The organism is Gallibacterium genomosp. 1, from assembly GCF_000771875.1.
Lineage (GTDB): Bacteria > Pseudomonadota > Gammaproteobacteria > Enterobacterales > Pasteurellaceae > Gallibacterium.
This window is the reverse complement of record NZ_JPXX01000019.1, coordinates 1-11,658: the sequence shown is the minus strand read 5'-3', so window position 1 is coordinate 11,658 and position 11,658 is coordinate 1. Positions and strand designations below refer to the sequence as shown.

Genomic DNA, 11,658 nt, shown 5'->3' with positions numbered 1-11,658 from the left:
CTAGGGGAGATTTGTCCAACAGTAGATATATTTAAAAAGAGAACATAAAATGATAAGAAATGAAAGATTACAATTTAAACCTTTAAAAAAATTATGGTCTGTAATTTTTATTCTCTGCTTTTTTAGCATAGGGTGTTCAAGTCATAGTTCATCAATTAGAAAAGAGATTACGCATGCAAAATTTACTGATAATTGTGTTGTAATAGAAATAGGCAATGAATCATATGAGTTACAAGCGAGCAGTCATACAATACAAAAGTTTAAAGATTTTTATCGTGATTATTCTTCTAAAATTACAAAACAATCATTAAATTTAACCATATTAACTAACAGAAAAACTGATTTTACATACTCATTTTTTATTGAGGCTAATCGGTTAGATAAAAAGACTAAGTCAAAACTCGAATCCTTATACCAAGCCAAGCTTTACAAAGATAAATATATAATGGTAAGTTTTACTGCAAATGCCAAATCATATTACTATGGTAAAGAGAAAGAAAATATATCTGTGAATAAGTATAAATTAGAGAATCCAATTCCTATTTTAATCACTGAAAACACTCCATTTGTAGAAACAGGCGGAGGTCAAGCTTTATTATTGTTAACGATGCCTGTTTGGGTTCCATTTATGATTTTATTTGGGTTAAAAGTTTAGAAATTAGATTAAAGAGAAAACCAAAATGACAAAAACCTTCCTCGCCGAGATCGGCACTGAAGAGCTACCACCGAAGGCTCTGAAAAAATTAGCGGTGGCATTTAAAGACAACGTAGAGCAAGAGCTTACTCAAGCGGGTTTGGCGTTTGATGCGGTTGAATGGTTTGCCACCCCACGCCGTTTAGCGGTGAAAGTGTTGGGACTAGCGGAAGCGCAGCCAAGCAAAGAAGTGGAAAAACGTGGGCCTGCGGTTGCAGCAGCGTTTGACGCAGAGGGCAAGCCAACCAAAGCGGCAGAGGGCTGGGCGAGAGGCTGCGGCATCAGCGTGGATCAAGCGGAGCGTTTGGTAACGGACAAAGGCGAATGGCTGGTACATCGTGCCGTGATTGAGGGGCAGCCGACCAAAAATCTTCTGTTAGGCATTATCAGCAATGCCCTTGCGAAATTGCCAATTCCAAAAACAATGCGTTGGGGTGATAAAAGCGAGCAATTCGTCCGCCCTGTGCATACGGTAACGTTGCTGTTTGGTGATGAGCTGATTGAGGGCGACATTCTTGGTGTGGCGAGTGGCAAAACGATTCGTGGACACCGTTTCTTAGGCGAACAAGAATTTACCATTGAAAATGCCGAACAATATCCTGAAATTTTAGAGAAAAAAGGCAGCGTGATCGCTGATTTTGAACAACGTAAAACAATTATCCGCCAAGACGCTGAAAAAGCAGCAGCAAAAATTGGTGGCGTTGCAGATATTGAGGATGATTTGCTTGACGAAGTAACCTCATTAGTTGAGTTCCCAGTGGTAATGACTGCAAAATTTGAGGAGCGTTTTTTAGCTGTGCCAGCGGAAGCTTTAGTTTATACAATGAAAGGTGATCAGAAATATTTCCCTATTTATGATCAAAACGGTAAGTTATTACCTAATTTTATTTTCGTTTCCAATATCAATCCGCAAGATCAATCTTCAGTTATCGAAGGAAATGAAAAAGTGGTGCGTCCACGTTTAACGGACGCAGAATTTTTCTTTAAAACCGATTTAAAACAGCGTTTAGAAGACAATCTTCCACGCCTTAAAACCGTATTATTCCAACAACAACTCGGTACATTATTTGATAAAACTGAGCGTATCGAAAAACTCAGTGGTGAAATTGCTGCACAAATTGGAGCGGACGTGGCGAAAGCCGAGCGTGCGGGCTTGCTGTCAAAATGTGATTTAATGACCAATATGGTGTTTGAATTTACTGATACGCAAGGCGTAATGGGAATGCACTATGCTCGCCACGACGGGGAAGATGAAGAAGTCGCGGTAGCGTTGAATGAGCAATATATGCCACGTTTTGCGGGCGATGAATTGCCTCATTCTTTGGTTGCTTGTTCTGTGGCGTTGGCGGATAAATTTGATACATTAGTGGGTATTTTCGGCATCGGTCAACACCCGAAAGGGGACAAAGACCCGTTTGCTTTACGACGTGCGGCGTTGGGCGTGTTGAGAATTATTGTTGAGAAAAAATTACCACTTGATTTGGTTGATTTGGCACAGAAAGCAACCGCATTATATGGTGATAAATTAAGCAATGCTAATGTGGTTGAAGAAGTGGTTGATTTTGTACTTGGTCGTTTCCGTGCTTGGTATCAAGAAGAAGGTATTTCGGTAGATGTGATTCAGGCAGTATTGGCTTGTCGTCCGACTAAACCAGCAGATTTTGATGCACGAGTTAAAGCTGTTAATCATTTTCGTACTTTAGATGCAGCTCAGGCACTAGCTGCAGCAAATAAACGTGTACAAAATATCCTTTCCAAAGTTGATGGCGTGTTGCCAGAAAATATTGATCTCTCATTGTGCTGTGAACCTCAAGAGATCAATTTAGCAGAACGTGTATTGGAATTGCAACGTGAGTTGCAACCATTATTTGAAAAAGGCGATTATCAAACTGTATTGAACCGTTTGGCCGATTTGCGAGAAAGCGTTGATAGTTTCTTTGATAATGTGATGGTAAATGCTGAAGATGAAAAACTTCGTCAAAATCGTTTAGCCTTATTGAAAAATTTGCGTGATCTGTTCTTTAAAATTGCAGATATTTCGTTATTACAATAACGTTAATTGAATTTGAAAAATTTAGAGGAAGACCGAATAGTGAATGAATATTCGGTCTTTTTTGTTATTTCATACTAAGAAAGTCCGTCGCTGTATTAATATAATTTTGTGCGGAAATTCGTAAGAATTTGCTTTCTTCTTCGGTTAATGGACGAATCATTTTGACAGGAGAGCCAAGATAGAGATAACCGCTAGTTAGGTGCTTTCGCGGTGGGACTAAACTACCGGCGCCAATGATAACGTCATCTTCAATGACAGCATCATCTAAAATAATGCTACCCATTCCGACTAAAACTCGATTTCCTATAGTACAACCGTGTAAAGTAACACTATGACCGACAGTAACATCTTCTCCGATTTTCAAAGGAGAACCCTTAGGATGTTCTGTAGTGGATCGAGTAGTATGCAGTACACAGAGATCCTGTATATTGCTGCGTGCGCCAATGCGAATATCATTCACATCACCACGCAAGACAGCTCCAGGCCAAACGGAAACGCTATCATCAAGCCAAACTTTACCAATAACGGTAGCCGCTTCATCGACATAAACATTTTTGCCTAATTGTGGTGTGAAAGATAAGTAATTTCGGATTGCCATAGTTGATTGCCTCTAGATGGAAAAGAAATGGTCAGCGAATGCTGACCACTGGAAATTAAGGATTACGTTTAAATTTGCTGAAGTCTGGTTGACGTTTTTCATTAAAGGCATTTCTGCCTTCTTGTCCCTCTTCGGTCATATAGAACAGCATTGTGGCATTGCCTGCCAATTCCTGCAAGCCGGCTTGACCGTCACAATCTGCATTTAATGCCGCTTTCAAACAACGTAATGCAATAGGGCTGTTTTGCAACATTTCACGGCACCAACGTACAGTCTCTTTTTCTAAATCAGCATAAGGGACGACGGTGTTGACTAACCCCATATCCAGAGCCTCTTTTGCATTATATTGACGGCATAAGAACCAGATTTCACGAGCTTTTTTCTGACCAACAATGCGAGCCATATAAGAAGCACCCCAGCCACCATCAAAAGAACCAACGCGTGGACCGGTTTGACCAAAAATAGCATTATCCGCTGCGATAGTTAAATCGCACATCATATGTAAAACGTGACCACCACCAATAGCATAACCGGCTACCATTGCTACCACTGGTTTTGGACAAGTGCGAATATCTCGTTGGAAATCAAGTACGTTTAAATGATGAACGCCTTGATCATCTTTATAACCACCGTAATCACCACGTACTTTTTGATCACCGCCGGAGCAGAAGGCTTTCTCACCTTGACCGGTTAAAACAATAACGCCGATTTTTTCATCAAAACGAGCGTCAGAAAAGGCTTTAATCATCTCTTTTACGGTTTGTGGGCGGAAAGCATTACGTACTTCAGGGCGATTAATTGTAATTTTAGCAATACCATCTTTTGATTTGTGATACAAAATATCGCTATAACCTTCGCTACAATTTTGCCATTCAACAGGAGCGTATAAAAAGTCTTCACTTGGATATAACATAAAATTTCCTTTTTTATTGATTGAATAGGGTGATTAAACACTCGGCAAATGCTGCCGGTTGATGAATATGCGCATTATGCCCAACTTTAGCAATTAATGTTAGGTTTAATTGATGTTTTTCAGCCAACAGTTTAAATTTTTTATCATTTTCTCCACAAATATAGTGAAATTTTTGTGGCTGAGTTTGAATTTGTTGCCAAAGATTAGGTTGTTTGGCTAATGAGGTTGCATTTAACATTTTTGCCAAATCGCTACCGTTATTATGTTTGCGAATTGCAATTAATTGTTGGCGTTGCAAAGCCGTTAAATCCGAAAAAACTGCTTGTTGATACCAATCTTTAAGCACTGCTTCAATATTTTCTGATGCAAATCGTGTTGCCCACTTTATGTCATTTTGCCAACGTTGTTGTTTTTCCTGTTCGGTATCTAAACCTAAATTTGCTCCTTCTAGAAAGACTTGTTGCAAATGATGATGTGCAAATTGTGTTTGTGTAGCAAAGTAGGCAGCTAAACGACCACCTAACGAGTAGCCGATTAAATGATAAGGTTGATTTCCGATTAAGTGATGAATTTTATTGGATAACCATTCGGAGCATTGGTCAAAATCTGCCATATTTTGCCTATTTTGACCGTGTGAAGGTAAATCTAAACAGTAACAATGATAATAGGGTAGATACTTAATAACATTTTCCCAATCTTTACTGCTGCCAAGAAATCCGTGCAAAAAAATTAAGTTTTGTAACATTATTTGCTATCCAGCCAGCGTTGTAAACTTGCTACGTGTTGTTGCCAAGACTTTAATTGTTCAATACGATTAGCAAGACATATTTGCCAATCACTATTATCTCCGTCTTGAATTGCTTTACAAACTTGTTGTAGCTGTTTTAATCCGACCGAAGCGGCAGCTCCTTTCATTTTGTGTGCTGTTTCAGTAAGCTGTAATTTCTTCTGCGGATCACTCAAATAGCGTTGATACTCTTGCATAAGTTGCTGTAGATATTCTGGCATTGTTGCGACAAAAAGTTTTAAATTATTTTGAATTGCTTGTTTGCCAAGAATTTCATAAAGCTCATCAAGAATGGACAAATCAAGTTGAGGCCACTGTTTATCCTGTACAGAAGGTATAGTTTCCATTTCGTGAGAGTTTTCCTGTTTTTCTTTGTCGCTGGAATTTTCTGGTTGTAGATTAAATAGTTGCAATAAACATTTATTTAAAGCATCGAGTGACAACGGTTTTTGTAACACATCATCCATTCCGTGTTTCAGATAATCTTGTTTATTGGAAACGACATTTGCTGTTAATGCGACCAGAGGCGGTAAATAATCGAATTTTTCATCTTCATATTGCTGATGTAGATAATCTGCAATTTCAAATCCTGTCATATCAGGTAGATGAATATCAAGGAAAACTAGATCATATTGATTATTTTCAATTTTATGAATTGCCTCTTTACCGTTCATTGCAATGTCTACTTGATAACCCAGTTTTTCTAAAACAGATTTAGCAACAATGATGTTGATTTCAATATCTTCAACCAGCAATACAGATAGATTTTGTAGTTCTGGAGTAGAGGAGATTTTCGGCAATTTATGTGCTTGTTCTGCTTTAAATGTGAATGTGAAGGTTGAACCTTTGCCTAGTTCGCTAACAACAGTGAGATCACCGTTCATTAATTTAGCAATACGTTTGGAAATCGATAGACCGATACCGCTGCCAAGTGCTTTTTGATTAGCGGTACGAACTTGATAATACATTGCAAAGATCTTCTTCAATTCGGATTGAGGAATACCGATGCCGGTATCAGTTAGCGCAAAGCTATAAGTATTTTGATCCAAACGTGAAAATCGTAATGTCAGACCGCCGGAAGGCGTAAATTTCACAGCATTATTAATTAAATTCCATAGAATTTGTGAAATACGAGCATAATCTAACAACAATAAATTTGGCAAATTTTGATCATATTCAAGCTTAAAACTGAGATTTTTTTGATTGGTCATAAAAGTTGCAAAATTATTAATATCGCTCAATAAATGCATTACGTTGGTTTCTTTCTTATAAAGTTGAATTCGACGAGTATCTAATTTTTCTAAATCAATGATATCGCTAAAAATATGCCCGAGTGAAACCGCACTTACATTGATGGTATGCAGATAATTACGCTGCTCCTCATTTAATTGGCTATCTAACAGAATTCTACTCAAACCTATTATACCGTTAAGAGGGGTGCGTAATTCGTGGCTAATAGTTGCCATTAGTGTGGACTTATCACGGCTCGCTTTTTCAATGGTTTCCTGATAACGTTTATGTTCTGTAATATCTCGCCCAAAACCCAATAAACAGTGCTGTTTATTAATGCGATCATAATAAGGTACTTTGCGGATTTCAAAACAGGCCAGTTTGCCATTAGGATATTTAAACCATTGCTCGTAAGTCATTCCATAATTATTATCCAAGACAGCTCGATCAGTTGCTCGTACATATTTTGCAATATCAACAGAAAATGTTTGTTCGATCTCTAAGGTTTTTAATTCTGCCTCACTTTTTCCTGTCAATAACTCCATTGCACGGTTACATTCTAATAATTGCCCATTTTCCGCACGAGAAAAAACTAAATCAGGAGAGGCATCAATAAAAGAACGTAAGAAATCTGCTTTTTGTTGTAGTGCAATTTGGGCTTTATTTTTAGCACTAATTTCTTGTTCCAACAAAGTTAAAGTATTAGATAATTCTAAATTTGATTCGTGCAAATGTTGGCGTGACAGCTCTAGTTTTTCCACAATTACATTAAAAAAATAGATCACAAAAGGTGCTGAAATTAAGCCGAATGTAATAGAACGAATGATATCCATCCAATCTATAGTGCCAATGATGAAGAGGCTTAAGAGAATTTGCGTACAAAGTGCAAATACCGCTAGGATAGTAATCCCTAAAATTGAAAAACGTAAACGCCCAAGCCGAATAACCCAATCAATATATTTTTGTAGTGAATGACGAATATCAACCATATTTTTAACCTTTATCTGAAAAATAAGAAAAAAGGATAAATATCAAATAATTATCCTTTTTTATTCACTCTTATCTGAATAATTGACGTTGACGAGAAAAAGGGTGGCGTTTGAATTGAGATAATGCCACGATTAGCCAAATAACAATATAGATAACAAATATAGCAATTAACCATTGTGGCATTGTATAGCCAAGGAATTTCCAAGTGATATCACTACAGGAGCCACTTGCCTGAAAAATATGTGGAAACCACTGATCTAACGGCAATGTATGTGGGAAATCAGGTTTGAATTCGCACTGTTTCCAAGGTGCGGGATTGAATTGATAATCGACGTGTTCGATAGCGATCATCAATCCTTTAACTGCCCCCCATAAACCGACAGCAATACCGAGAAGTCGACAAACCAATACAGACGGATAAATGGCACCAATTAATGCACCTATAATAATTGCAAATAATGCAACGCGTTCATAAATACACATTACACAAGGATGTAACCCCAGACCGTACTGAAAATAGAGTGCCGCCCCCTCTAGTGCGACACCTGATAACGCCATAATAAACCAAGCTGTGCGAGTTAAAGACCAAGATTTAAAGAGTACGAACATTATTTATCCTTCTAGTGAACCGGTGGAATATGCGATACTGGGATTAAACCCCATTGCGTAAATAATGAAGCAAGTTCCGGTAAGAAAAATTCTACACCAATAAGACCAACGATAGATAACACAATGGTATAAGGTAACGCCATAATCACCATTCTACCATAAGATAAACGAATTAATGGGGCAAATGATGAAGTTAATAAGAATAAGAATGCAGCTTGACCGTTTGGTGTTGCCACTGAAGGTAAGTTAGTTCCGGTATTGATTGCAACAGCAATAGACTCAAATTGTGTTAATGAAATTTTGCCGGCTTCTAAAGCTGCTTTTGCTTCATTAATATAGACAGTGCCGACGAATACATTATCTGAAATAGACGAAAGCAGACCATTGAAGATATAGAACAACATAAGTTGTGAGCTTTCACTAGCACTTAATACGAATTGAATGATGCCACCGAAAAGATGTTGATCGATAATGACGGCAACAACTGTGAAAAATACCACTAACAAAGCAGTAAACGGTAATGACTCTTGGAACGCGCGCCCAATAGTATGTTCATCGGTAACTCCGCAAAGAGAGGTCGCTAAAATAATAATGGTTAAACCAATTAATCCAACGGCTGCAAGGTGAAATGCTAAACCGATAATTAGCCAAACAGCAATAATTGCTTGAACGATTAATTTCAGACGATCATTATTGGTCATTTTTTCGCTTTGACTACGATCTAAAATTGCTAACACTAACCAGACACGACGTGGCAAATGTGCGCCATAGCCGAATAATTTAAATTTCTCTAATGCAAGGCAGGTTAATAAACCGCAAAGAAGAACTGGAAGGGTAACTGGAGCCATACGAAAGAAGAATTCACTAAAATTCCAGCCAGCTTGTTCAGCGATAATTAAATTCTGTGGTTCGCCTACCATTGTCATTACACCACCTAAAGCAGTACCGACACTAGCGTGCATCATTAAACTACGTAAAAATGCACGAAACTCTTCCAATGTATTTTTTGCGTTGGTGATTTTATCGTCATTGGTAATATCGGTGGAATCATCAAACTTATTACCGGAGGCGACTTTGTGATAAACCCCATAGAACCCCATACAGACGCTGATAACTACGGCGACAACGGTAAGTGCATCAAGAAAAGCGGATAAAAATGCGGAACTCATACAGAAAGCTAAGGAAAGAACAAGTTTGGAGCGAATAGCAAGAAGAAGTTTAGTAAATAGAAACAGTAACAATTGTTTCATAAAATAAATACCGGCAACCATAAACATCAATAACATAATAACTTCAAAGTTAGCCATAATTTCGTGCTTAATATGTTCCGGTGTAGTCATTCCTATAATTACGGCCTCTAATGCTAGTAAACCACCTGGTTGTAAGGGATAACATTTTAATGCCATTGCGAGCGTAAAGATAAACTCAGCAACTAAGATCCAACCTGCGGTAAAAGGATCAATGTAAAAAACAATCGGATTTATCAATAAAAAACCGATAATAAGTAATTTATACCAATTTGGGCTTTTCCCTAAAAAGTTTTGCATACCAGCTTGCAAATACGCCATAACGTCATCTCCATAGACTGTAAGTTTTTTTGATCAAAGAATATTGAATTTTTTCAATGTACAACGAGCAAGATTGTAATACAATCTTGCAAGTTCATTCATCCGATATTCATTTTATTTGTGAAGGATCAAAAATTTTCACTATTTCATCTCTTTTAAGTATAGAGCTGTTATAAAAACATTGGAAAATAGACTGATTTAAAAGATATGAAAACAGACGAAGGAATAATTAATGGTAACACAGAACGATATCATCAAAGCACAAAGTCCTGCCGGTTTGGCGGAAGAGTATATCATTCGTAGTATTTGGAATAACCATTTTCCACCGGGAACTGACTTACCGGCAGAAAGAGAACTGGCAGATAAAATTGGAGTAACCAGAACAACGTTGCGTGAGGTTTTACAACGTTTAGCGAGAGATGGTTGGTTAAGTATTCAACATGGTAAACCAACGAGAGTAAATAATATTTGGGAAACTTCAGGATTGAATATTCTAGAAGCTTTGATTAAGCTGGACGGTACACGTGTGCCGACAATTATTGCTAATATTTTGTCGGCAAGGACTAATATCTCCGCTATTTATATCTGTAAGGCATTCCGAATTGCTAAAGAAGAATCTTTGGAAGTGTTTAAACCGTTAGCAGCATTAAAAGATAATGCTGAAGACTATACAACGTTTGATTATGAATTATTTAGAAAATTAGCATTTGCATCAAAAAATCCAGTATATGGGCTAATTTTAAACAGTTTAAAGAGTTTATATGAGCGAGTCGGACGTTTCTATTTTTCCAATCCAACAGGGCGAGCGTTAGCATTAAAATTTTACCATCAGTTGCATAAAATTTGCCAAAGCGGTGAATTGGAGCAGGTTCGTCCTTGTATTAGACAATATGGTATTGAAAGTGGTCTTATTTGGTCATCAATGCAGCAACATTTACCGGAAGACTTTAATGAATAAAATTTGATGTAGATCACAAAAAAGTGATGTGTTATCTTTCATCCGAGGGCTAGCGGATTTTCGTTAAAAACAAGTTTGTGTTATAATTTGCCCAGCTTGAACACGGGATATTGGTGATGTTAATAGTCCGTGTTTAAATTCAATTTTGTTTAACATTAAATATAGGTAAAAATACTATGGCAATTAAAATTGGTATTAATGGTTTTGGTCGTATCGGTCGTATCGTTTTCCGTGCTGCACAACATCGTGACGATGTTGAAGTTGTTGGTATCAATGACTTAATCGATGTTGATTATATGGCTTATATGTTGAAATATGATTCAACTCACGGTCGTTTTGACGGTACAGTTGAAGTTAAAGACGGTCATTTAGTAGTAAACGGTAAAACTATTCGCGTTACTGCAGAACGTGATCCTGCTAACTTAAAATGGAACGAAATCGGTGTTGATGTTGTTGTTGAAGCAACAGGCTTATTTTTAACAGACGAAACAGCACGTAAACATATCACCGCTGGTGCGAAGAAAGTTGTTATGACTGGTCCTTCAAAAGACAGCACTCCAATGTTTGTAAATGGTGTTAACTTCGATAGCTATGCAGGTCAAGATATCGTTTCAAATGCATCTTGTACAACAAACTGCTTGGCGCCAATTGCTAAAGTATTAAATGACAAATGGGGTATCAAAGACGGTTTAATGACTACCGTTCACGCAACTACAGCAACTCAAAAAACTGTTGATGGCCCATCTGTGAAAGATTGGCGTGGTGGTCGTGGTGCAGCTCAAAACATCATCCCATCTTCAACCGGTGCGGCAAAAGCTGTAGGTAAAGTAATTCCTGCATTAAACGGTAAATTAACCGGTATGGCATTCCGTGTTCCTACTCCAAACGTATCTGTTGTTGACTTAACAGTAAACTTAGAAAAACCTGCAACTTATGCAGAAATCTGTGCAGAAATGAAACGTGCTTCTGAAGAAGAATTAAAAGGCGTTTTAGGTTATACAGAAGATGATGTTGTTTCAACAGACTTCAACGGTTGTGCATTAACCTCTATTTTTGATGCGAAAGCAGGTATCCAATTAACAGATACTTATGTTAAAGTTGTTTCTTGGTATGACAACGAAACAGGTTACTCTAACAAAGTTCTTGATTTAGTAGCTCATATCTCTAAATAATTAGGTTCTATATATATTCCTCAATAATTAAAAACCGCCAAACGGCGGTTTTTTTATGCCTGTTATTTTGGGCATAGTAGACAAAA

10 protein-coding genes are annotated in these 11,658 nt (G+C 37.5%); 4 read left to right on the top strand and 6 right to left on the bottom strand.

All coding sequences use genetic code 11. The annotated features are described in order from the left end of the window. The first annotated feature begins 49 nt into the window (after positions 1–49). Positions 50–655, top strand: coding sequence for a hypothetical protein (locus JP36_RS06780; RefSeq protein ID WP_021462508.1), 606 nt, complete (start codon positions 50–52; stop codon positions 653–655). A gap of 25 nt (positions 656–680) precedes the next feature. Beyond that, positions 681–2,747 (top strand): glycine--tRNA ligase subunit beta, encoded by a 2,067-nt coding sequence (gene glyS, locus JP36_RS06775; RefSeq protein ID WP_039173324.1) that lies wholly within the window; start codon positions 681–683, stop codon positions 2,745–2,747. Between the two features lie 64 nt (positions 2,748–2,811). Here glyS and JP36_RS06770 read toward each other — a convergent pair whose 3' ends face one another. The 6 genes from JP36_RS06770 to nhaB form a co-directional block, all read right to left on the bottom strand. After that, positions 2,812–3,345 carry a gamma carbonic anhydrase family protein gene (locus JP36_RS06770; RefSeq protein ID WP_039173322.1) on the bottom strand — a complete coding sequence of 178 codons (534 nt, stop codon included), beginning with the start codon at positions 3,343–3,345 and terminating at the stop codon, positions 2,812–2,814. Between the two features lie 55 nt (positions 3,346–3,400). Continuing rightward, entirely contained in the window at positions 3,401–4,258 is an 858-nt protein-coding gene (gene menB / locus JP36_RS06765; RefSeq protein WP_018345838.1) for a 1,4-dihydroxy-2-naphthoyl-CoA synthase, read from the bottom strand. 13 nt (positions 4,259–4,271) lie between these two features. Then, positions 4,272–5,003, bottom strand: coding sequence for a 2-succinyl-6-hydroxy-2,4-cyclohexadiene-1-carboxylate synthase (menH, locus tag JP36_RS06760; RefSeq protein ID WP_039173320.1), 732 nt, complete (start codon positions 5,001–5,003; stop codon positions 4,272–4,274). Then, positions 5,003–7,264 (bottom strand): ATP-binding protein, encoded by a 2,262-nt coding sequence (locus JP36_RS06755; protein ID WP_039173318.1) that lies wholly within the window; start codon positions 7,262–7,264, stop codon positions 5,003–5,005. Before JP36_RS06755 ends, menH begins: the two co-directional genes overlap by 1 nt. A gap of 70 nt (positions 7,265–7,334) precedes the next feature. Further along, entirely contained in the window at positions 7,335–7,874 is a 540-nt protein-coding gene (gene dsbB, locus JP36_RS06750; protein WP_039134715.1) for a disulfide bond formation protein DsbB, read from the bottom strand. Positions 7,875–7,885: 11 nt separating this feature from the next. Beyond that, on the bottom strand, positions 7,886–9,442 hold the full coding sequence (gene nhaB, locus JP36_RS06745) for a Na(+)/H(+) antiporter NhaB (protein WP_039134713.1): 1,557 nt from the start codon (positions 9,440–9,442) through the stop codon (positions 7,886–7,888). Between the two features lie 232 nt (positions 9,443–9,674). Here nhaB and fadR point away from each other — a divergent pair, with 232 nt between their 5' ends. Continuing rightward, complete coding sequence (gene fadR / locus JP36_RS06740) at positions 9,675–10,400, top strand: fatty acid metabolism transcriptional regulator FadR (RefSeq protein WP_039134709.1); 726 nt, start codon at positions 9,675–9,677, stop codon at positions 10,398–10,400. A gap of 176 nt (positions 10,401–10,576) precedes the next feature. Continuing rightward, positions 10,577–11,572: a glyceraldehyde-3-phosphate dehydrogenase gene (gapA, locus tag JP36_RS06735; RefSeq protein ID WP_039173316.1), complete on the top strand. Its 996-nt coding sequence runs from the start codon at positions 10,577–10,579 to the stop codon at positions 11,570–11,572. Positions 11,573–11,658: the final 86 nt, after the last annotated feature.

Bases quoted from the DNA above. Each gene is read 5' to 3' on its own strand.
- JP36_RS06780 (WP_021462508.1), top strand. From the start codon at position 50: ATGATAAGAAATGAAAGATTACAATTTAAACCTTTAAAAAAATTATGG.
- glyS (WP_039173324.1), top strand. From the start codon at position 681: ATGACAAAAACCTTCCTCGCCGAGATCGGCACTGAAGAGCTACCACCG.
- JP36_RS06770 (WP_039173322.1), bottom strand. From the start codon at position 3,345: ATGGCAATCCGAAATTACTTATCTTTCACACCACAATTAGGCAAAAAT.
- menB (WP_018345838.1), bottom strand. From the start codon at position 4,258: ATGTTATATCCAAGTGAAGACTTTTTATACGCTCCTGTTGAATGGCAA.
- menH (WP_039173320.1), bottom strand. From the start codon at position 5,003: ATGTTACAAAACTTAATTTTTTTGCACGGATTTCTTGGCAGCAGTAAA.
- JP36_RS06755 (WP_039173318.1), bottom strand. From the start codon at position 7,264: ATGGTTGATATTCGTCATTCACTACAAAAATATATTGATTGGGTTATT.
- dsbB (WP_039134715.1), bottom strand. From the start codon at position 7,874: ATGTTCGTACTCTTTAAATCTTGGTCTTTAACTCGCACAGCTTGGTTT.
- nhaB (WP_039134713.1), bottom strand. From the start codon at position 9,442: ATGGCGTATTTGCAAGCTGGTATGCAAAACTTTTTAGGGAAAAGCCCA.
- fadR (WP_039134709.1), top strand. From the start codon at position 9,675: ATGGTAACACAGAACGATATCATCAAAGCACAAAGTCCTGCCGGTTTG.
- gapA (WP_039173316.1), top strand. From the start codon at position 10,577: ATGGCAATTAAAATTGGTATTAATGGTTTTGGTCGTATCGGTCGTATC.